Origin of the sequence: Streptomyces sp. NBC_00390, assembly GCF_036057275.1 — a bacterium.
Classification (GTDB): domain Bacteria; phylum Actinomycetota; class Actinomycetes; order Streptomycetales; family Streptomycetaceae; genus Streptomyces.
Genome location: NZ_CP107945.1, coordinates 4,596,106 through 4,616,963, shown reverse-complemented (window position 1 = coordinate 4,616,963; position 20,858 = coordinate 4,596,106). Strand labels below are relative to the sequence as shown.

16 protein-coding genes are annotated in these 20,858 nt (G+C 73.0%); 8 read left to right on the top strand and 8 right to left on the bottom strand.

Translation table 11 applies throughout. The annotated features are described in order from the left end of the window. Window positions 1-63 precede the first annotated feature (63 nt). The 5 genes from OHS70_RS20260 to OHS70_RS20240 all read right to left on the bottom strand — a co-directional run bounded on the left by OHS70_RS20260 (window position 64) and on the right by OHS70_RS20240 (window position 9,513). Window positions 64-837 carry a calcium-binding protein gene (locus OHS70_RS20260; RefSeq protein ID WP_328399202.1) on the bottom strand — a complete coding sequence of 258 codons (774 nt, stop codon included), beginning with the start codon at window positions 835-837 and terminating at the stop codon, window positions 64-66. 146 nt (window positions 838-983) lie between these two features. After that, on the bottom strand, window positions 984-4,514 hold the full coding sequence (locus OHS70_RS20255) for an ATP-binding domain-containing protein (protein ID WP_328399201.1): 3,531 nt from the start codon (window positions 4,512-4,514) through the stop codon (window positions 984-986). Between the two features lie 234 nt (window positions 4,515-4,748). Continuing rightward, entirely contained in the window at window positions 4,749-5,216 is a 468-nt protein-coding gene (locus OHS70_RS20250; RefSeq protein WP_328399200.1) for a hypothetical protein, read from the bottom strand. An 80-nt stretch (window positions 5,217-5,296) separates the two neighbouring features. Beyond that, window positions 5,297-8,461, bottom strand: coding sequence for a sacsin N-terminal ATP-binding-like domain-containing protein (locus tag OHS70_RS20245; protein ID WP_328399199.1), 3,165 nt, complete (start codon window positions 8,459-8,461; stop codon window positions 5,297-5,299). A gap of 107 nt (window positions 8,462-8,568) precedes the next feature. Then, window positions 8,569-9,513, bottom strand: coding sequence for a DUF3027 domain-containing protein (locus OHS70_RS20240; RefSeq protein WP_328399198.1), 945 nt, complete (start codon window positions 9,511-9,513; stop codon window positions 8,569-8,571). 303 nt (window positions 9,514-9,816) lie between these two features. On the opposite strand from OHS70_RS20240, the gene OHS70_RS20235 reads away from it, so the two are divergent. From OHS70_RS20235 to OHS70_RS20220, 4 genes are all read left to right on the top strand, one after another. Continuing rightward, on the top strand, window positions 9,817-11,163 hold the full coding sequence (locus OHS70_RS20235) for an MFS transporter (protein WP_328399197.1): 1,347 nt from the start codon (window positions 9,817-9,819) through the stop codon (window positions 11,161-11,163). Between the two features lie 211 nt (window positions 11,164-11,374). Beyond that, window positions 11,375-11,854, top strand: coding sequence for a DUF2771 domain-containing protein (locus OHS70_RS20230; RefSeq protein ID WP_328399196.1), 480 nt, complete (start codon window positions 11,375-11,377; stop codon window positions 11,852-11,854). 4 nt (window positions 11,855-11,858) lie between these two features. Next, on the top strand, window positions 11,859-12,638 hold the full coding sequence (locus OHS70_RS20225; RefSeq protein WP_328399195.1) for a futalosine hydrolase: 780 nt from the start codon (window positions 11,859-11,861) through the stop codon (window positions 12,636-12,638). After that, a complete protein-coding gene (locus OHS70_RS20220; protein ID WP_328399194.1) occupies window positions 12,635-13,483 on the top strand; it encodes a 1,4-dihydroxy-6-naphthoate synthase in 849 nt (282 codons plus the stop codon). The genes OHS70_RS20225 and OHS70_RS20220 overlap by 4 nt, the downstream gene beginning before the upstream one ends. A gap of 62 nt (window positions 13,484-13,545) precedes the next feature. Here the strand turns inward: OHS70_RS20220 and OHS70_RS20215 are convergent, their stop codons facing one another. After that, window positions 13,546-13,929 carry a cold-shock protein gene (locus OHS70_RS20215; protein ID WP_328399193.1) on the bottom strand — a complete coding sequence of 128 codons (384 nt, stop codon included), beginning with the start codon at window positions 13,927-13,929 and terminating at the stop codon, window positions 13,546-13,548. A gap of 181 nt (window positions 13,930-14,110) precedes the next feature. Here OHS70_RS20215 and OHS70_RS20210 point away from each other — a divergent pair, with 181 nt between their 5' ends. Further along, window positions 14,111-14,347 carry a hypothetical protein gene (locus tag OHS70_RS20210; protein ID WP_328399192.1) on the top strand — a complete coding sequence of 79 codons (237 nt, stop codon included), beginning with the start codon at window positions 14,111-14,113 and terminating at the stop codon, window positions 14,345-14,347. Here the strand turns inward: OHS70_RS20210 and OHS70_RS20205 are convergent. Then, on the bottom strand, window positions 14,326-14,970 hold the full coding sequence (locus OHS70_RS20205; RefSeq protein WP_328399191.1) for an HAD family hydrolase: 645 nt from the start codon (window positions 14,968-14,970) through the stop codon (window positions 14,326-14,328). The two genes, OHS70_RS20210 and OHS70_RS20205, sit on opposite strands and share 22 nt — an antisense overlap. On the opposite strand from OHS70_RS20205, the gene OHS70_RS20200 reads away from it, so the two are divergent. After that, window positions 14,960-15,157 carry a hypothetical protein gene (locus OHS70_RS20200; protein WP_328399190.1) on the top strand — a complete coding sequence of 66 codons (198 nt, stop codon included), beginning with the start codon at window positions 14,960-14,962 and terminating at the stop codon, window positions 15,155-15,157. The two genes, OHS70_RS20205 and OHS70_RS20200, sit on opposite strands and share 11 nt — an antisense overlap. On the opposite strand, the gene OHS70_RS20195 is transcribed toward OHS70_RS20200, so the two are convergent. Continuing rightward, a complete protein-coding gene (locus OHS70_RS20195) occupies window positions 15,127-16,161 on the bottom strand; it encodes a hypothetical protein (RefSeq protein ID WP_328399189.1) in 1,035 nt (344 codons plus the stop codon). The two genes, OHS70_RS20200 and OHS70_RS20195, sit on opposite strands and share 31 nt — an antisense overlap. 104 nt (window positions 16,162-16,265) lie before the next feature. On the opposite strand from OHS70_RS20195, the gene OHS70_RS20190 reads away from it, so the two are divergent. Together OHS70_RS20190 and OHS70_RS20185 are read left to right on the top strand one after the other, a co-directional pair. Continuing rightward, window positions 16,266-19,070, top strand: coding sequence for a helicase-associated domain-containing protein (locus OHS70_RS20190; RefSeq protein WP_443062751.1), 2,805 nt, complete (start codon window positions 16,266-16,268; stop codon window positions 19,068-19,070). Window positions 19,071-19,187: 117 nt separating this feature from the next. Continuing rightward, window positions 19,188-20,831: a DNA repair helicase XPB gene (locus OHS70_RS20185; protein WP_328399187.1), complete on the top strand. Its 1,644-nt coding sequence runs from the start codon at window positions 19,188-19,190 to the stop codon at window positions 20,829-20,831. Window positions 20,832-20,858: the final 27 nt, after the last annotated feature.

The window sequence follows — 20,858 nt, the reverse complement described above, 5'->3', positions numbered from 1 at the left end:
CTTCCGCGCCGGCGCGGGCCACCGGGCCTCTGTGGGGCCGGTGGCCTGCGCCGGTCTTGCGGACTACCTCACGTCGACGTAGTCACCGGTGGTGTTGACCGCCGGAGTGGTGGTCGTGCCCGCGAAGGACCAGCGCCAGTAGCCGTCCTTCGACGCCGTCACCGTCGTCGACAGGTTGCCCGTCGAGTTGGTCCTGACCGTCTTGACGGTCGTGTAGGTGCTGGTGCCCGCCTTGCGGAACTGCAGCTTCACCGGCTGGTTGGTGTAGCCCTTGTAAGACCCCTCGTCCCAGTTGGCGCGGGTGAGCTTGCCCGTGGTGGTGATCTTCCTGCCCTTGGTGACCGGCTCCGGACCCGCGTTGACCGTGAGCTTGGAGGCGCGCTGGATCCGGACGGTCTTCGTCTCGTCCCGCGTGTCCTGGCCACCGGGAGCCATCGCCCATGCGGAGACCCTCCAGGTGCCCGCGTGTTCGTTCCGGCCCGGGGTGAGGAGCGGGTCGAAGGTGATGGTCTGCTTGCAGATGGAGGTGGTGTCGTCGATCTCGGTGCAGGTGCCCCAGTCCTCGTTCCCGAAGACGATGTTGTCCGCCTTGCCCGTACCGTCGTCGTGCCACAGGTAGAGCCGGCCTTGCTCGATGCCGTCCGGATGGGTGGCGGTCAGGGAGACGGTGACGGTCTTCTCGGCCCTGGTGCCCAGGACGACGTCCTTGCCGCCGTTCACGACCACCTTGGTGATCTTGGTTTCGACCTCCGCCGCTCCGGCCTGAGCGGCCGGAACGACAAGGGCGGTCAGAGCCAGGGCGCCGACAAGGGCGGCGCCGGTGGCACGCATGCGCATGTATGTGTCCCCAGTGAAAGGCGATCCCGCCGTGCGAGTCCCCCGGCGGGATCTTGGATGGTGAACGAATCGTAGAGACTTCGTTGAATGTCAGTAAATCAAATAACGCACCGACATTTGACTGGGGGTCAGGTCTCGTCCCGGCCTCAGGGAGCGGACGCCGCCTCGCCGCCGAGCGCCGTCTCCTTGTCCTCCCCGCCCCAGCCGTCCACCGTCCGCCACAGCACATGGACACCGAACACCGCTCGTACGGTGTCCGCCGCCCACGCGTCGGCAGGCGGCTCGGAGAGCACGAGGTACAGGCGGTCGGCGGATTGCGGCTGAGCGTGGTTGACCTCCAGCAGACGGGTCGCTCCGGCACGCAGGTCCGCGTACGCGGAGCGTTGGGCGCCGAGGACTTCGTACAGGAAGCGGCCGTCCTCGCCGGTGCGGCTGACGTCGACGAGGGGTGCGTCGGACGGCTTCAGGCCGGCCCGCAGCAGGGCGGCCATCAGCTCGAACCGCACTGCCTCATGGGTGTTGCAGTTCCGGTCGGCCTCCGCCGCGGTCGCCAGGTCGTACAGCAGCCCGGTGGCTGTCACTTCGATGTCCTCGATGGCGATGGCCTGCACGTCGTGCTCCTTCTGGTGCTCTGTCTCCGGGGACCCGGAGGGTTCCGGTCGGGTGCCGGTGGCGGTGGCGGGTTCGGGATCGGTGGCGGGTTCGGGGGCGTCTTCGCCGGCGGGTGCGGCCCCGGCGTCGGGGGTGGTCTCGTCGGCGGATACGACGCCCGCCTCGTGCTCGACGACCTCCACCGGTGCGGTCTCGCTCTCGGCCTCGTCCGTGGTGTCGGGGCCACGCCGCAGAAGTTCCCGCGCATCGCTCAGCGCGTCCGCCCATCCGCTGCGCGTCAGCTCCGACGCGACCGCGGCCGCACGCGCAGGATCGCCCGCGGCGACCGCTTCCCGTGCACTCCTCGCGAGGTCGCGCAGGATGGCCAGCCGGTCTGCGTCAGGACGCCCGAGCAACTGCCAGACACTCAGCCAGTCGGCCTGGTCCCGGCGCAGACACCGGTTGGCCATGCCCTTCAGTTCCGAAAGCCGGGCCGGGGCATCGGCCGGGATCGTGCCGCCGCCGCGCGCGATCTCGTCCATGACGTCGAGTGCCGCCGCGTAACGGGCCGCCATTCCGGGCGAGACGGGCCTGCGGCCGAAGTCGGCGGCCGAGATCAGACTCACCCGTCCCTCATTGCGGATCACCCAGCCGTCCAGCGTGGATCCGGCTACGGGAACGGGTGAACCGTGGCGCGGGACGAGGAGGAACGTGCGCTCGCTCTCGGGCGAGAGAGCCTGCACCCGCCAGTGCGACCCCGGTCCCGGCCCGAGCACCGTGACCCGCACATCGGCGCCGACCTGCGGGGCCTCCTCGCCGGCCGCGTCATCGGAACCTCCCCCGAGCGCCTCGGGCAGCGGTGACGTGTGAAGAACGGTCAGGCTCTGCGTACTGCGGGTCAGTGCCACGTACAGCCGGCGCAGCCCCGCGGGTCCGCTGCCGGCGATGGCCGACGGGTCCAGGACCAGGACATGGTCGAACTCCATGCCCTTGGCCTCGGCCGCCGCCAGCACGGACACGGCTCGCAGCCGCTCCGGGGCCATGCCCTCGATCAGGTCCACGTGCCGGCGGACCTGCTCCCGCCACGGGGAGTCGGGCACGATGACGGCGACCGACCTCGGGGAGCGGCCGTCATCGGTACCGACGAGGCGGATCACGCGGGCCGCCACGTCGTCCAGCAGCTGGGACGGTGTCGTCGCGACCAGCCGTACGGCTTCCCCGTCGGCCCGGCGGACGGCGGCGGGGAAGGGCAGCGACGGCGCGACCTCCCCGGCGAGGGGAGCCACGAACTCCATGATCTGAGCCGGCACGCGGTAGCTGGTGTTCAGCTCCGCGACATGCCAGTCCCCCTGCCCGGACAGCAGTCCGCCCAGCCGGCCCCAAGCGGCATACGTGTGGGGGCCGGTGGCCTGCGCCAGGTCGCCGAGCACGGTCATCGAGCCGGTCGGACAACGCCTCTGCAGCGACCTCGCCTGCATCGGTGTCAGGTCCTGGGCCTCGTCGACGACGATGTGCCGGTACCGCTGCGGGGTCTCACCGGCGATGAGGAACCGCAGTTCCTCCAGACACACCAAGTCGTCGAGGGTCCAGGGCTCCTCCCCCGCGCTCTCGGCCTTCGGCCGCTGGAGCGCGGCCTGTTCACTCTCGCCGAGCACCTGCGACGCGCACTCACCCAGCCTGTCAGGTGAGTTGAGCAGACTCCGCAGGGCCTCCTCCGGGCTCAGCGCCGGCCAGGTCCGCTCGACGAGTGCCACCACCTGCCGGTTGCGCTCCAGATCCCTGCGTATCGTCTCGTCCGTGCCGCGCCGCGGGGCGAGTCGCGTCAGGGCGCCCAGCAGTCGGTCGACGAGAAGCGTCCGGAACCGGTCGCGGCGCGCCCGGTAGGCGCCGCTGCCCTCGCGGGCCTCACGCAGAACGCCGAGCACCTCCGAGCGCGGCAGGCGCAGCAGCGTACTGCCGACGCCGACGGCGAAGTCCGGCTCGTCCTGTTCGTGCGAGGGGGCGGTGACGAGGGAATCCAGTGCGTCCGGTCTGCACTCGCGCTCCACGCGCCGCCGCAGGACGGTGGCCATCCGGTCGTCGGACTTGACCAGCCGCGCCTTGGGGGAGTCCGTGCCGCGGACCTCACCGGCCCAGAGGCGGTCGAGCTGGACGGCGTTGACGTTGCGGGTGCCGAGGGTGGGCAGCACCCGCCCCACGTACTCCAGGAAGTTCTGGTGCGGTCCGACCACCAGGATGTCCTGTGGGCGGAAGTGGTCGTTGTTGACGAGCCAGGTCACGCGGTGCAGGCCGACCGCGGACTTTCCGGTGCCCGGTCCGCCCTGGATCACGAGCACGTCCGCCGGTGAGCCGGTGACCAGGGCCATCTGGTCGCGGCGGATCGTCTCGACGATGTCGCGCATCCGCCCGCTGCGGGAGCGGTGGAGTTCCCGGAGCAGGAACTCGTCCACCTGTTGCGGCTTCTTCCGGCGCCGGCGGGCGCCGTCACGAGGTGAGGGGACGGTGCCGGGGCCATGGTCCTCGGCGGCTGCGGGCTCCGCAGCGGTGTCGTAGGCCGTCCCGTCAAGGGAGTCGTACGCCGGTCCACCCTGCTCGTCTGTGTCGGTGTAGGCGTCGATGTCGGTGTCGGCGCCGGGCACCGCAGACGGGACGATCTCGTCCAGGAAGTCCTCGACCGTGCGCTCCGAGCAGCGTAACTGCCGTCGCAGGAGCACCTCCCCGGGCGATTCCGGCTGCGCGTTGTACCACTTCCTGGCCATCGGGGCCGTCCAGAGGACCACCACCTGGTCACGGGTCTCGACGTCGAACACGCTCCGGCGCCCGATGTAGAAGGTCTCGGCCGCCGACGCGCCCGGCTCCTGTACGTCGACCCTGCTGACGACGAGGGCCTCGCCGCCCAGCCCGCCGTACTCCTCGGCCTTGGCCTCCGCCTCGATCCTGGCGGCGGTGCCGTCCTTGCCGCTGGCGGAGGCCGCGGCGGGCGACTGTTCCGTCATCTCCGCGAGGCGCGCCTCGTAGCAGTCGTAGGCGCGGTCCACGGCCTTCTGTTCGCCGGCGACGACCGCATCCCGTGATGTCGTACTCACGTGTATCCCCTCCAGACAGCGCGCACGCGCTGCGACGGGCCGATGCCCGTAACCCCGGTCATAGGATTAGCAGAACTCCGCGGGCAAAAGGTGATCAATCGCTCAACTGGCTGCTGACCAGGCAGACTTCGGACACCGGAAACAGGCTCCGCAGCATCGGGGTGGTCGAGCGGCTCGACACGCGGCGCGATGCGGTCCGTCCACCCACCGACAGGGGCGGCCGGGGCAGAACGCTCAGCGCTCCGCGTTCGTGGCAGGGCTCCAGGCGGAGATGCCGCCGAGCCTGACCGTCAGTTCAAGGCCCGGGTCGTCCATCTGGGCGACGAAGAAGTCCGGGGTGGACTCGAACTGCGCAAGCAACTGCAGGCCCCATGGCAGGTGGTAGCGGTGGACGAACATGGGCCGGCCCGGGGCCGCGACAGCGAAGCTGTTCCACAACAGGTGCTGCCGGTGCCGCACCTGCGTGTCCGGTCCGACGACCGATTCCCACTCACCGATGCGCAGCACCGTCTGCCCGTCGAGCTGCCGAAGGCTGAACGGCGTGCTGCCGAGCACTCCGTCGAGAGGTCCGGCGTACGCCCGGGGCGCAGGGGGCGCCTCGGGCGGCGCAGGTGCGACATGCGCCGCGTGCGCCCCTTCGGTGCGCGCAGGCCGCCCGTTGCCTTTCCGCCGGCGGACTCTGCTCGAGTTCCCCCGCCCCATGAACGCGAGCATGACACATCACGCACCCCGTCCGGAGGCCGCGCACGGTCCACCCCCGGCCGGGAGCGGACCGTCAGGTCTCAGTCGAACCAGCGGTCGCGCGCCAGCTCGTCCGTGCGGGACGGGTCCTCCAGCAGCGCCGCCACCTCGAATCGGCGCGGCCACTGGGCCGTCGACCAGGCAAGGGCCGCGGCCACGCCCTCCACGGTGGAGGCGTGGAGCACTCCGTCCGGCGTGCGCCGCCAGTCCAGTTCGACGCCGGCGACGACCAGTTCCTCGTGCTCCATGTACGTCGCCGGGGTCGTCGGGCCGAGCAGGATGTGCACCGACTCGGGGACCTCGTGCTCCTCGCCCGGTGTCGTGATCTCCGCGTCGACCGTCTCGCTCAGGCGGCGTACCTGGAACAGGTCCGCCAGGTCCCCGGCGCGCGTGGGTGTGACCGGGAGGAGCGGGAGTCCCTCCGCCAGCGGCAGCAGGTCGGGGGCGTCCGCCACGACCGCGTCCGCCGCGTCCACGACCCGGACCTCGCCGTCGACGACCGCACGCAGCTCGTCGGGGAGCGTGACCTGCTCCGGGTCGAGGTCCGCCAGCGCCGAGTACAGGGCGTGCAGTTGGGCCGCACGGACGGGACGGTCGGGATCGGCCAGGCGGGACAGGAGTTCCGCGCCGCCGCCCGGCTCGTCGAGCAGCGCGGCGACCGAGGTACGCACCCCCAGCGCGCGCAGCACCTGGGAGTCCTCGAAGCCCGTGGTGTCGGCCGACTCGTACAGGCCCTCCAGCAGCGCATCCGCGCCCGCCGCCCGCAGGCCCGCCGGCCGGCGCCCGTCCAGCACCGGATGGTCGCGCAGCCACCACGCCGTGTAGGGCCGCACCGTCTCCGTCGTGCCGTCCGGCAGCAGGATGCGTACGGACTGGGTCAGCGCGTCCCGCAGCGGCGGCTGCGCCAGCAGCGCCAGCGCCTGCGGCCAGCAGTCGTCGTCCACCAGGTCCAGGTCGCGCACGGCGACGATCTCCGTGGCGACGGGCGGCACGGGCGTGTCCGGCAGCCGGTCGAGCACGTCCTCGCACCAGACGTCGACCGCGTCCAGCAGCCCGGCGTCGTCGGGCTCGGCGAAGTCCCCTTCGCGGGGCTCCAGTTCATCGGGGTCGAGCACCACATCGGTGGTCCTCACCAGCGCGAAGTTGGCCAGCACCCCGCAGGCCGCCAGCGGCTGCTCGCCCCACCGCTCGGCGAGCTCCGCGTCGCACAGCGCCAGTTCGCCCTCACGCATCACCGCGGCGAACGGGCTGCCGGGCAGCACCAGTTCACCGGCGGGGGCCAGTTCGCCGTCCTCGTCGGGCAGCGCCAGCGCGCCCAGCCACGGCTCCTCACCGGGCTCCAGACCCGCGTCCCGGACCAGCGCGAGCACCGTCTCGGCGAGCTCCTCCGCGTCGAGCGCCTCCTCGTCCCAGACATCACCGTCGTCCAGCGATGCCGCGACGGCCGCCCGCACCTGCACGGTCGTCAGCACGGCCCGCGGCGTCGCGGGCAGCGCGCCCAGCTTCTCCAGGAGCGGGTGCGCGGCATCGGGGTGCACGACCTTCAGGCCGAGGCGGGCCAGCTGGGCCGGGGTGTCCGCCAGCGGCAGCAGGGTCTGGCGCGGACCGATCGTGGTGCGGCGTCCCCCAGGGCCTCCGGCCTGGGAGGGACCCCCAGCCAGCGGCACGGGCAGACCGGACAGCCGGTCCGGGTCGACGCCCGCCAGGCTGTCGTACAGCCGGTGCCACCAGCCCGGTTCCCGCTCGAGCCCGGCGAGCCGGTCGATCGCCTCGGTCAGCGGCACCCGCGCGACACCCAGCGTGCGCAGCTCCACCCGGCGCTCGAGTCCCGCGGGCAGCAGGCTCGGCAGCACCTCGGCCAGGACTCGTACGGTCTCCGAGCCCCCGCCCTCCAGGACCTCCGCCTCGATCGGCCGCAGGCCCACGGAGATCTCCCGGCCCGGCAGACCGGTGTCCTCCACCGGCACATCGCGCGGCACGGCGGGCTCCAGGAACGCGGTGCGCGGCAGCCGCTCCAGGATCGCCGCCCGCAGCGCACCGTCCAGCTCGCCCTTGCCGAGCGGCCCGGGCACCAGGTCGATGGTGCCGACGCTCACCGGCCGCCAGTCGCCGAGGAGTTCGGCGTACGCGTCGGCCGCGCGCTGCACCAGGAAGTCGGTGAGCGGGCCGGGCGCCGGATGGCGGCGCGTCGTGTCCAGCGGCAGCGAGGCGATCAGCAGCGCGGGCACGCCGAGGGGTTCGTCGGTAGGAGTCGGCGCATGCACGACAGGTGCGGTACGCGGCCGGGCCGGCGCACCCTCGTCGTCGACGGGCACCGCCCAGGTGACCGACCAGTGCGGCCGGAGCCGTTCCTCGACGGGCCGGCCGGCGAGCAGCGCGGGCTCGGTCGCGCCGCCGTGGCTGACGACCCGCCAGCGGCGTCCGCCGTGCACGCTGTCCTGGATGCGGACGTACGCGTCCTCGGCGAAGCGCCGCAACTCTCGTACGCCGTCCGGGGTTTCGATCACGATCTCGGACAGCCCCGAGAGGGTGAGCAGCAGCGCGTCGTCGATCCCGGCGAGCAGCCGCTCCACCAGGTCGACCGCGGCCCCGTCCCTGAGCGGCAGCACGACGACCGTGTCGTATCCCTCGGGCGCGGTGCCCTCGGCGGGCAGCGGCAGCCGCAGCAGCGGTACGTGACCGTCGCGGCGGCGCAGCTCGTCGCCGAGGCCCGGGCTGCCCTTGGCCGCCTCGCCGGCCAGCTCCCTGGCCTCGGCCAGGGACCAGCGCACGCCGCCGTGCCGGCCCACGACCGCGGGCTCGTCGCTGACCGCCAGCACGGCGGCGAAGCCGACACCGAACCGGCCGACGGAGCTCTCGTGCCCCTCGCGCTTGGCGGAGGCGCGCAGGGTGCTGAGCGATTCGACGCCCGCGGCGTCCAGCGGGGCGCCGGTGTTGGCGGCGGCGAGCACGGCGCGGTCCGTACCGGTGGCCGGATGCAGGGTCAGCCGGAGCCGCCCCGGCACACCGGCGCGCGCGGCGGCGTCCGCGGCGTTCTGGGCGAGCTCGACGACCAGACGGTCGCGGTACCCGCCGAGCGCGAGGTCCTCCTCGGCGTTGGCGTCCTCGCGGAAGCGGGCGGGGCTGGCGCCCCATGCGTCGAGCACCCCGCGCCGCAGCCGCACCGTCCCGAACGGGTCGGCCCACTCCGTCGTCCTGACGCTCACGCTGTGACTCCACTCTCTCCGGAAGCGGCGACTGCTGCTGGGGCCGAAGGTACCGCTTATCGGCCGGTCAGCACGGATCGGGGAACCGGAGAGCTGCGAACGCCGGACTACGAGTGGCCGAGATCCTCCGATGCGGCGTCGGCCTCGGGCGAGACGGATCCGCCGTCACGGGCGGGCCGCAGCGGGAACTCGTCGGCCGCCATCGTGTCGAGCACCGGGGGCGGGGGCGTCGGCGGCTTGGGCATCACGGCCGCTTCGGAATGCCCGCCGCAGCCGTACGCCAGGGAGACGACCCGGCCGTCCGCGGGCGAGAACTCGTTCGCGCACACACCGAAGGCCTGCTTCAGCGAACCCGCCATCGGGACCAGGAAGGCACAGGTCACACAGGATGCGGGGGCGGCCTGCGCCATCGGGGTCTTGGCGCCGAAGCCTTCCTCCCAGCGGTCGGCCGCCGTGTGCAGCCCGTACCGGGACAGCACACGGGCCCGGCGCATGCCGAGCTCCTCGGCGAGCGCCGCGATCGCCGCGCGGCCGTTGCCCGTGGTGGCCTCGATCGCGGGCCTGCGGTCGGTGAGCTCGGCGTCCTCGGCCTCGACCCGCTCCGCCAGATCGTGCGACGGGGGGTGCTCGGCAAGGACCGAATTCGGCGGGGGCTCGTCCTCGCCGGTGTAGCCGGGCTCGAGGCGCAGGTCCTCGGCCTCGGTGGGCAGCAGATCGCCGGGGCCCATGTCGCCCGGTCGCAGCCGCTCGCTCCACGGCACCCACTCGGGGGCCATGAGGGCGTCGGGGCCGGGCAGCAGGACGGTCTCGTCCAAGGTGACGTTCTTGGCGCGGGAGGCACGTGCGACGGTCACCGCCCAGCGCCAGCCCCGGTAGCCGGGCTCGTGGCACTCGAAGAAGTGTGTGACCACCCGGTCGCCCTCGGAGACCAGGGACACATGCTCACCGACCTTGCCGGGGGCCGCGGCCTCCTCGGCCGCCTCCCGGGCAAGATCTACCGCCTCGGCGCACAGACGGTCGGGGGTACGGCTTCGCGTCGTCGCAGCACTCACAGGTCTCGCTTCTCTCCTACGCCGTCTCACGGGTGCGCCGGCCGATTCCGGAGGTACGGGACCGCGGGCGGAGCGGACCAGAGGGCCGCATCGACGTCCGCGCCCAGACCGACCTGTCTCGGGCACACCCAACGTCATCCATTCTGCGGGATGCCGAAGAGGCGCGCGGCCGAGAACAGCCGCCGGTGGCGCGCTACGCACGCTACCCCCTCCGCAGCTCCCCGCCCACCTGCCTGCCCCAACATGGGCGGAACAGTGCCTGTCACCGGTTCGCCTCGGCAGGGCTTGGGGCACTATGACGGGGTGGCAGCCGCGAGGTCGTCCGACACATCCGGGCCGCTCCGCAGAGTGGGCCGGACGGTCGGGCGTGCCCTCCATCTGCCGTTCACGGGCACGGCGCGCGGTATCCGGAAAGCGACGCATGCGCACGGGGCGGGCGAGTCCGGTCTCGGCAAACTGATCGAACTCCATGCCGTGAACGGCGCCGGCGACGTCATGATCACCGTGGCGCTGGCGTCCACGGTCTTCTTCTCCGTACCGACGGACGAGGCACGCGGCCGGGTCGCGCTCTATCTGGCCGTCACGATGGCCCCCTTCGTCCTGCTGGCCCCGGTCATCGGCCCGCTGCTCGACCGCATCCCGCACGGGCGGCGCGCGGCGATGGCAGGCGCGATGTTCGCACGTGTGGTGCTCGCGCTCGCGATGTCCACGGCGGTCGCCACGGGCGGAATCCAGCTGTATCCGGCGGCGCTGGGTGTCCTCGTGTCCTCGAAGGCGTACGGAGTCGTACGCAGCGCGGTCGTGCCGCGCCTGCTGCCACCGCGCTTCCCACTGGTGAAGGCGAACTCCCGGGTCACGCTGGCCGGTCTGGTGGCGACGGGGATCGCGGCGCCGATCGGGATCGGGCTGCAGAACATCGGGCCCCAGTGGCCGCTGTACGGGGCGTGCGCGCTGTTCCTGCTCGGTACGTACTGGGCCCTGCGACTGCCGCACAAGGTGGACTCCGCGAAGGGCGAGCGCAAGGCGCACATGCTCACCCACGGCGAGCAGAAACCGAGCCTGCGGACGGTGGGGCCGTCCGTGCTGCACGGCCTCCAGGCCAATGCGGCGCACCGGGCGCTGTCCGGGTTCCTGATCTTCTTCCTGGCCTTCCTGCTGCGCGAGCATCCGCTGTCGGGCCAGAGCGCGGCGGTCTCCCTGGCGATGGTCGGCGTCGCGGCGGGAACGGGCAACGCGCTCGGCACGGCGGTGGGGGCGTGGCTGAGGGGACGCCCACCGGAAGTGATCATCGCCACGATGATCACGCTGGTACTGGCGGCGGCGATCTGCGCGGCGGTGTTCTTCAGCACGGCGATGATCGCGGTCCTGGCCGCGACGGCGGGCCTGACCCAGGCCCTGTCGAAGCTGTCGCTGGACGCGCTGATCCAGCGGGACGTCCCGGAACAGGTGCGTACGTCGGCGTTCGCCCGCTCCGAGACGCTGCTGCAGATGTCATGGGTGGCCGGCGGCGCGATCGGCATCGTGCTGCCGCTGAACGGCGTGCTGGGCATGTCGGTGGCGGCGTGCATCGTGGGCGCGGGCGCGCTGGCGGCGATCCGGGGTCTGCTGGACGCGTCCCGCCGGGGGCATGCGCGGGCTCGGGTGGCGTAGGACCGGGGCGTTTCCCACTCCACCGGGCGTGCGACACACCCGCCCGCAACGCTGCCCCGCCTCAGGCCGCCGGGCGCGGCCAGTGGGGGAACGGCGCGCCCGGGGGGAACGGGGGCGCGGGTGGGCAGGGCCGTAGCCCCCGTGGCGTAACCAAGGGGCCGCGCCGTACCCGGGGGTGGCGTGCACAGGGAGGCCCGATAGCCTTCGGGCCATGACCGTTGCGTTCTTCTCCGGCAAGCGCCGCCGGGCCGCCGCCGCTCTCGGCGCCGTGTCCGCCGGGCTTCTCGTCCTCTCCGCCTGCGACAAGCCGACCCCGCTCGTCACCGTGACGGTCGGCACCGAGTCGGTGCACTCCGAGGCGGCCTGCTACAACGATGGCAAGGCCATCAAGGAGTCCCTGCTCCAGGGCTGCCTGAGCAAGAAGCCGGCGAAGACCGTCAAGGTGGGCTTCGACGACCGGGTCCGCATCGGCGTCGACCCGGAGATCGCGAAGAACGGCTGGACGCTGCTGTTCAACGGCCAGCCCGTCGAGCAGGAGCCGTACGGGAAGTCGTACCGGACCATCCCGGGCAACGCCTTCTTCTCCTCGGCGACCGGCGAGACCACCAGCAAGACCCAGGTCAGCATCATGGAGACCAGCGGCAAGAAGGTCACCGGCATCTGGCACTTCCAGTTCGAGAAGGCCTCCTGACCCTGTGCGCGTACTCGTCGTGACCGCGGTGACGGCGGAGGCCGACGCCGTCGCCACCGCCTTCACCGGCGCGGCCGGCGCCACGCACCGGGTTCCGCTGCCCGGCGGGTACGCGCTGACGCGTATCGAGCACGCCCCGGGACAGCTCGTCGACGTCCTCGTCGCCGGGGTCGGACCGGCCGCCGCCGCGGCGGGTACCGCGGCCGCCCTGACGGCTGCGGCCCTGGGGCCGGTCCCGGCCACCGCGCCCACGTCACACATGTCACCCGGGTCGCGGACGCAGGGCTTCCCGGCGCCGTACGACCTCGTCGTCTCCACCGGGATCGGCGGCGGCTTCGCCGCCCACGCCCCGCTCGGCTCCCTCGTCGTCTCCGACGCGATCGTCGCCGCCGACCTGGGCGCCCAGACCCCCGACGGCTATCTGCCCGTCGACGAACTCGGCTTCGGCCGCAGCGTGCACCACCCGCCCGCCGAGCTCTCCGCACGCCTCGCCAAGACCCTGGACGCCGTGTACGCGCCCGTCCTCACCGTCTCCACCGTCACCGGAAACGCCGCCCGCGCCGCCGAGCTGACTGCCCGCCACCCGCACGCCGCCGCCGAGGCGATGGAGGGTTTCGGCGTCGCCGAGGCCGCCACGGCCCACGGCGTACCCGTCGTCGAGATCCGCGCCGTCTCCAATGCCGTCGGCCCGCGCGACCGTGCCGCCTGGCGCATCGGGGAGGCGCTGGACGCGCTGCGCTCCGCCTTCCAGCAGCTCGCCCCCGTCCTCGAGGAGTCGCCGTGACCGCCGCGCCCCTGAAGATCGCGTACTCGCCCTGCCCGAACGACACCTTCGTCTTCGACGCCTGGGCGCACGGCCGCATCCCCGGCGCGCCCGCGCTGGATGTGACGTTCGCGGACATCGACATCACCAACGGAATGGCCGAGCGCGGCGAGTTCGATGTACTGAAGGTCTCGTACGCCGTCCTGCCGTGGGTCCTCGACGAGTACGCGCTGCTGCCCTGCGGCGGCGCGCTGGGCCGGGGCTGCGGCCCGCTGGTGCTCGGCCGGGAGCCGGATGCGGACCTGCGGGGCAAGACGGTCGCGGTGCCGAGCGAGCGCTCGACCGCGTATCTGCTGTTCCGGCTGTGGACCGCGGACGCCGTCCCGGGCGGCGTCGGCGAGGTCGTCGTGATGCCGTTCCACGAGATCATGCCGGCGGTGCGCGACGGCAAGGTCGACGCCGGACTCGTCATCCACGAGGCGCGCTTCACCTACCAGCAGTACGGGCTGCACTCCCTCGCCGACATGGGCGAGCACTGGGAGACGACGACCGGGCTGCCCATCCCGCTGGGCGCGATCATCGCCAAGCGCTCGCTGGGCGCGGACACACTGCGCCTGCTCGCCACCTCGGCGCGCACGTCGGTCAAGATGGCCTGGGACGACCCGGACGTCTCCCTCCCGTACGTCCTCGAGCACGCGCGGGAGATGAACCCGTCGGTGGCGAACCAGCACATCGGCCTGTACGTCAACGAATTCACCCATGACCTGGGTGACGCCGGCTACGCGGCCGTACGCGGCCTGCTCACGCGCGCCGCGGCCGAGGGGCTCGTACCGCCCCTCGGCCGTGATGCGCTGTCGTTCGTCTGACGGAGCGGTCCGGCGGATTCGTCCGGCCGCTGTGCGCCGTGTTGTCGTGCGGTGTCCCGCCGTCACACGTCCAGCTGGTCCGCCACCGCCCGAAGCAGGCCCGCGATCTTCGCGCCCTGCACCTTGTCGGGGTAGCGGCCGCGCTCCAGCATCGGGGTGATGTTCTCCAGCAGCGTCGTGAGGTCCTGCACGATCGACGCCAGCTCGTCCGGCTTGCGCCGCTGCGCCGCCGCCACCGACGGCGTCGGGTCGAGAAGTGTCACCGAGAGCGCCTGGTCACCCCGCTGGCCCGCCACGACCCCGAACTCGACGCGCTGGCCCGGCTTCAGGGCATCGACACCGGAGGGGAGCACCGACGAGTGAACGAAAACGTCGCCGCCGTCGTCGCGGGAGAGAAAGCCGAAGCCCTTCTCGCTGTTGAACCACTTGACCTTGCCGGTAGGCACGTCTGTCCTCGTCCTTGTACTCGTTGGGCACTGAGGCACCTGAATCGGGCGCCGCACAAAACGGCTCTTGATAGCACTACAGCGGGTCGCCTGACCCGCCACCCCCAAGGCTAATGGTCCAGAGGCTGGTGACAAGACGTTGCCGATCGGTTCCTGCGCGCAATGGGACTACCCTGGCCGAATGCCTGCTACTCCTCCCGCCCCCGGTGACGGGCTCGTACGCGTCGGCGCGATCGTCTTCATCGTCGGCGCAGTCGCCACTCTGGTCACCGTCGCCCCGCTGTTTCTGGGCACCGAGCCGTTTCCGCCGGTCGCCTACGCGATCTGCATGCTCATGGGCGTCGGCTTCCTGATCGCCGCGGCCGGGGTGCTGCGTTCGATCGGCGCGCAGCGCCGTCAGGCACGGTCCGCGCAGTAGTCCCGCAGCCAGGCCGGGAACGCGGTCAGATCGTCGAGGATCACGTCCGCCCCGGCCTCACGCAGCGCATCCGCGTCGCACGGCCCGGTCGGCACGGCCACCGAGAGCGCTTCGGCGACCCGCGCGCCCCGTACGTCACCGATGTGGTCGCCCACGTACACGCTCGCGGCGTGCTCGCGCAGCGCCTCCGCCTTGGCCTCCGCCCACAGCCATCCGATGACCTCGTCCGGGGCCATGCCCAGGTGGGCCAGGTGGAGTTCGGCGTTCGGCTCGTGCTTGGCGGTGACGACTATCGCGCGGCCACCGAGCTCCTGCACCGCGGCTATCGCCTCCCGGGCACCGGGCATGGCCGGGGTCGGCTCGATCGCGTACGCGGTGTAGATCTCCCGGTACCGGTCGCTGACCTCCTGGACCCGCTCGTCGGGGAACCACAGCGCCAACTCCTGCTCCAGCGGCGGCCCGAGCCGCGTGATCGCCAGATCGGCGTCGATCCACACACCGGTCTCGGCGGACAGCGCCCGGTAGGTGGCGTGGATGCCGGGCCGGGAGTCGATGAGCGTCATGTCGAGGTCGAAGCCGACGGTGAGCGGCTGGACCGCGGTGGGGAAGGACATGACAGCCATTATCCCCAGCGAGACGATCAAGCAGGCACGGGTGCCGGACCACATGCTCGGCAGGATCACCGGCACCGTCCGCTCCATCAGCCGGCGCGTCGGGCCTGCCCGCACCCTCCCGATCCTCGTCCGCAAGGGTGTCCGGAGCCGTGCCGCAGTGCCGGCTCAGCGCCGCCGCGCCCGCCACACCAGGTAGAGCGCGGAGGCGACGGCCGCTCCCCGCAGCACCCACGGCCAGGTGCCGGTGAGCGCCTCACGCATCCCGTCCTCGGCGATGGGCTCGCCCCAGCGGTCGTTGACACGGCCCCACAGCCAAACGGCCCCCGCTGCGGCGACCGTCGACGGCAGGCCGACGACGACCCATTTCACCTGGGCGCGCGAGAGCTTGCGCGACCCGTAGGCGAGGAGCCAGCCGCCCCCGAGCGCGAGCAGCGAGCCGAGGACCGCGCCCACCAGAAGCAGCGCGGCGGCGAGCAGCAGCATCGCGTTGGCCGGGCGGGCCGCCGCCGGGGCGGCTTCGGGTGGGGGGACGGGCGCCGCGGCACGCCGACGGCGCAGCCGGGTTCGCCACCACGGTCGTGGTGCGGCGGCCTGACCGGCCTCTGCGTCCGGGTCCCGCTCCTCGCTCTCGGTGTCGTCCTGGGACGGCGGGGGTTTCAGTATTTCGGGGATCTCGACGCCGCCGACGAACCCGGCGACGCTCTCGCCCGGTCCGAACGGCCCCGGCTCGATCCGCCACCAGTCCGGTTCGCTGCCGGACGGGCCGAGTTCGTCCATCCCGGCGAGATGCGGCGGAGAGGCGGCCGTGCGCGGCGCGGGGGTGTCGGCGGTGCGCGGCCGCGGAACTCCGCGCCAACCGCGTTGACGCGGCAGGGCGGACGGGGCTCCGGAGGGCGCCCGCTGCCCGGAGGCGGTCCGCGGCGTCCCGGACCTGTCGTCGGCCGACGACGGCGCGGGCCCGGGCGCGGCCGCGTGCGCCGACGCGGAGGCGACGACCTCGTCCGGCGTACCGAGCCGCCCGAGGATCTTGCGTACGGACGCCGGGCTGTCGTCGCCCGATGTGCTCCGCTGCTTGTCGATCTCGCTGCGCAGCGTCGTCACGAGCCGCATCCGGGCGCCCGACGGAAGCTGGGCCTGCTGGGCCAGATCGCCGACCCGGCTCAGATAGTCGTAGACGAGCTGGTCGCTCTCGATCCCCACCGGCGTTCCCCTTGACGTTCCCCAGCGCGGACGCCCCCTCGTTCCAGGGCCGCCCTGCCCCCGACGGTAGCGCTCCAGGGGCTAACGTGGGGCGGATGGGGACCATGCCCGAAGGAAGCGGCGGCAGCCCGCGCACGCTCGCCGAAGCACTGCGCGCCCGCGACGACGAGAACCTGGCCGCGCTGCTGCGTGCCCGCCCCGACCTGCTGAGCCCGGTGCCGAACGACGTCACCCAGCTCGCCACCAGGGCCGGTACCCGGGCCTCCGTCGTCCGCGCCCTGGAGCGGCTCGACCGTTTCGCGCTGCAGACCGCGGAGGCACTGGCGGTGGCTCCCGACCCCGCCCCCTACGACGCACTGCTCGCCCTGCTGACCGGTGACGAGGGTGAGGCGGGTGACGGGCGTACGTCCGGCGCCGGCACGTCTGTGCGCAACATCGAGGCGGCGCTGCCGCGGGCGGTGGCACTGCTCCGGGACCAGGCGCTGGTGTGGGGCGGGAACGACCGGCTGCGGCTGGTACGCACCGCCCGGGAACTGCTCGCCCCCTCGCCCACCCGGCCGTCCCCCACCGGGCTCGGCCCCACCGCCGCCGAGGCGACGGCCGGGATGTCGCCGGGCCGGCTGCAGGAGATCCTGGCGGCCGCGGGGCTCGCGACCACGCACGACCCGGTGTCGGCGGTGGCGGCGCTGACCGCGCTGTTCACGGACCGCGCACGGATGGGCGAACTGCTGGACACGGCCCCGCCGGAGGCACTGGCGGTCCTGGACCGCCTCGTGTGGGGACCTCCGTACGGCGAGGTCACGTCGGCGCCCACGCCGCCGGTCCAGTGGCTGCGGGACCGGGGGCTGCTGCTGCCCGCGTCCGCGCGCACGGTGGTGCTGCCCCGCGAGGTCGCGCTGCATCTGCGGGCGGGGCGCGCGCACCGGGTGCCCGAGCCGGTGCCGCCGGCCGTCGCGCCGGGCGCCCAATACGGTCCACAGGTTGTGGACAACGCGGCGGCGGGCCAGGCGTACACCGCGCTGACCACGGTCGAGGACCTCCTGAAGGACTGGCACGAGGGCGGCCCCTCGGTGCTGCGCGCGGGCGGCCTTTCGGTACGCGACCTCAAGCGGACCGCGCTGGCGCTCGACACGACCGAGCAGCTGGCGGCGTTCTGGCTCGAACTGGCCTACGCCGCCGGGCTGCTGGCCTCGGACGGCGAGGCCGACGAGCGGTTCGCGCCGACCCCCGCGTACGACGACTGGCTCACGCTCCCCGCGGCCGAACGCTGGGTGGTCCTGGCGACCGCCTGGCTCACCGCCACCCGTACCTCCGGCCTCGTCGGCGCCCAGGACACCAAAGGCCGCACACTCGCCGCGCTCGGCCCGGACCTGGACCGCTCGGCGGCGCCCGAGGTCCGCCACCGGGTACTCCACCTGCTCTCCACCCTCCCGGCCGGCGCGGCGCCCGACCCGGAGACGATCCTGTCCCGCCTGCGCTGGGAACGCCCGCTGCGCGGCGACGGCACGGATCTGCGCACCCGGCTCGCGACCTGGACCCTGATGGAGTCCGAACTCCTGGGCATGACCGGCCGCGCCGCCCTGTCGGCGCACGCGCGTGCGCTGCTGTCCCTGCCGGAGACGGACGGCGGGACGGGCACGGCCGAGGCGATCAGCCCCGCGGGTGCCGGCGGCCGGCCGGGACGGACGGCCACGGAAGCGGCCTCCGCAGGCGCCGGTACAGCGGGTGCCGCGTCGCGGTCCGGCACGGCGCTCGACGGCTCCGCCCGGCCGGCTGGCGGCGGGACAAGGACCGAGGCATGGACCGGACCCGGCGGCGCGCCCGGCGCGGCAGCGGCCCAGGCACCGCCGCGCGCAGGACAGGACACCGGGGCGCCCGCCGACGGCGCCACCCCGGCCACCGCCGCCCGGCCCGGGCAGGTCGCCTCCCAGGACGTGGACGCGCAGGCCCGCGACGCCGCGCGCGCCCGGGCCGTCACCCTGCTCGCCGCGCTGCTGCCCGAGCCGCTCGACCACGTCCTCCTGCAGGCCGACCTCACCGCCGTCGCGCCCGGGCCCCTCGAACGGCCGCTCGCCGAGACCCTCGCCGTGCTCGCCGACGTCGAGTCCAAGGGCGGAGCCACCGTCTACCGCTTCACGCCCGGCTCCGTACGCCGGGCACTCGACGCCGGGCGATCGGCCTCCGAGCTGCACACCTTCCTGGCCACCCACTCCCGCACGCCCGTGCCCCAGCCCCTCAGCTACCTCATCGACGACGTGGCCCGCCGCCACGGGCATCTGCGCATCGGCGCCGCGTCCGCCTACGTACGCTGCGACGACGACGCCCTGCTCGGCGAGATCCTCGCCGACAAGCGCTCCCAGGGCCTGCGGCTGCGCCGCCTCGCACCCACGGTCCTGTCCGCCCAGGCCGACCCGGCCTCCCTCCTCGAAGGGCTGCGCGCCATGGGGTACGCGCCGGCCGCCGAGTCCGCCGAGGGCGATGTGCTGATCACCCGCGCGTACGCCCGCCGCACCCCGCCGCGTACGGCGCCCGCCCCCGTACCGGAAGGCCCGCCAGTGCCCGACGCCACACTCCTCGGGGCTGCCGTGAAGGCGATCAGGGCGGGCGACCTCGCAGCCACCGTCGTCCGCAAGCCCGCTCCCGAGAAGGCGGAGGCCGTGCGCGGCAGCGAGCTCCCGCGCACCACCCCCGCCGAGACCCTCGCCACCGTCCAGGCCGCGGCCCTCACCGGCTCGGCCCTGTGGATCGGGTACGTCAACGCCGACGGCGCGGCCAGCCAGCGCGTGATCGCACCGGTGCGGGTGGAGGGCGGGTTCGTCACGGCCTACGACCACACGGCGGACGAGGTCAGGACATATCCGCTGCACCGCATCACGGGGGTCGCGGAACTCGCCGACGAGTCCGCCTGAGAGAAGCCCGGTGCGCCGGGCCGGGCCCGTCCACCGGTGCCGCGTGCGCTCGGCCCTCTCCCCTCCCGGCTCGCATGGGGCACACTGGACGTTTGGCCTTACCGAAAGGGCGCAGGTGTGAACGGTCCACTCATCGTCCAGAGCGACAAAACCCTCCTTCTCGAAGTCGACCACGAACGGGCGGACGCCTGCCGTCGTGCCATCGCCTCCTTCGCGGAGCTGGAGCGTGCCCCGGAGCACATCCACACCTACCGCGTCACCCCGCTCGGCCTGTGGAACGCCCGGGCCGCCGGGCACGACGCCGAGCAGGTCGTGGACGCGCTCGTCGAGTTCTCCCGCTACCCCGTCCCGCACGCCCTGCTCGTCGACGTCGCCGAGACGATGGCCCGCTACGGCCGGCTCACCCTGTCCAAGCACCCCACCCACGGGCTGGTGCTGACCACCACCGACCGGCCGGTTCTGGAGGAGATCCTCCGCTCGCGGAAGGTCCAGCCGCTGGTCGGCCCCCGCATCGACCCGGACACCGTCGCCGTGCACCCCTCCGAGCGCGGCCAGATCAAGCAGACGCTGCTGAAGCTGGGCTGGCCTGCCGAGGATCTCGCCGGTTACGTGGACGGCGAGGCGCACCGGATCGATCTGGACGAGTCGGGCTGGGCGCTGCGGCCGTACCAGAAGCAGGCCGTGGAGGGTTTCTGGCACGGCGGCTCAGGTGTGGTCGTGCTGCCGTGCGGCGCCGGAAAGACGCTGGTCGGGGCCGGTGCGATGGCGCAGGCGAAGGCCACCACCCTGATCCTGGTCACCAACACGGTCTCGGCCCGCCAGTGGAAGCACGAACTGGTCAAACGCACCAGCCTGACCGAGGACGAGGTCGGCGAGTACAGCGGTGCGCGCAAGGAGATCCGGCCCGTCACGATCGCCACGTACCAGGTGCTGACGACGAAGCGGAAGGGGATCTACCCCCATCTGGAGCTCTTCGACTCCCGCGACTGGGGTCTGATCGTCTACGACGAGGTGCATCTGCTGCCCGCACCGGTCTTCAAGTTCACCGCGGATCTGCAGGCCCGGCGCCGTCTGGGCCTGACGGCGACGCTCGTACGGGAGGACGGCCGCGAGTCGGACGTCTTCTCGCTCATCGGGCCGAAGCGTTTCGACGCGCCCTGGAAGGAGATCGAGGCGCAGGGTTACATCGCGCCCGCGGACTGTGTGGAGGTGCGGGTCAATCTGACCGACTCCGAGCGTCTGACGTACGCGACCGCGGAGCAGGAGGAGAAGTACCGCTACTGCGCGACGACGGCGACCAAGCGGCGGGTGACGGAGGAACTGGTCCGTAAGCACACGGGGCAGCAGATCCTGGTGATCGGCCAGTACATCGACCAGCTGGACGAGCTGGGCGAGCATCTCGACGCGCCGGTGATCAAGGGCGAGACGCCCAACGCGCAGCGCGAGAAGCTCTTCGACGCGTTCCGCAACGGCGAGATCAGCGTGCTGGTGGTGTCCAAGGTCGCGAACTTCTCGATCGACCTGCCGGAGGCGACGATCGCCATCCAGGTGTCGGGCACCTTCGGGTCGCGCCAGGAGGAGGCCCAGCGTCTGGGCCGGGTCCTGCGCCCGAAGGCGGACGGCCACAAGGCTCACTTCTACTCGGTGGTGGCCCGCGACACGATCGACCAGGACTTCGCCGCGCACCGGCAGCGGTTCCTGGCGGAGCAGGGGTACGCGTACCGGATCGTGGACGCGGACGAGCTGCTGTCGGAAGGCTGACAGGCGGTCGGTCCATGAGCGCGAGGA

Coding starts and splice junctions, on each gene's coding strand:
- OHS70_RS20190 (WP_443062751.1), top strand. CDS start 16,266: ATGCCCGAAGGAAGCGGCGGCAGCCCGCGCACGCTCGCCGAAGCACTG.
- OHS70_RS20250 (WP_328399200.1), bottom strand. CDS start 5,216: ATGGGGCGGGGGAACTCGAGCAGAGTCCGCCGGCGGAAAGGCAACGGG.
- OHS70_RS20230 (WP_328399196.1), top strand. CDS start 11,375: ATGACCGTTGCGTTCTTCTCCGGCAAGCGCCGCCGGGCCGCCGCCGCT.
- OHS70_RS20260 (WP_328399202.1), bottom strand. CDS start 837: ATGCGCATGCGTGCCACCGGCGCCGCCCTTGTCGGCGCCCTGGCTCTG.
- OHS70_RS20205 (WP_328399191.1), bottom strand. CDS start 14,970: ATGGCTGTCATGTCCTTCCCCACCGCGGTCCAGCCGCTCACCGTCGGC.
- OHS70_RS20200 (WP_328399190.1), top strand. CDS start 14,960: ATGACAGCCATTATCCCCAGCGAGACGATCAAGCAGGCACGGGTGCCG.
- OHS70_RS20210 (WP_328399192.1), top strand. CDS start 14,111: ATGCCTGCTACTCCTCCCGCCCCCGGTGACGGGCTCGTACGCGTCGGC.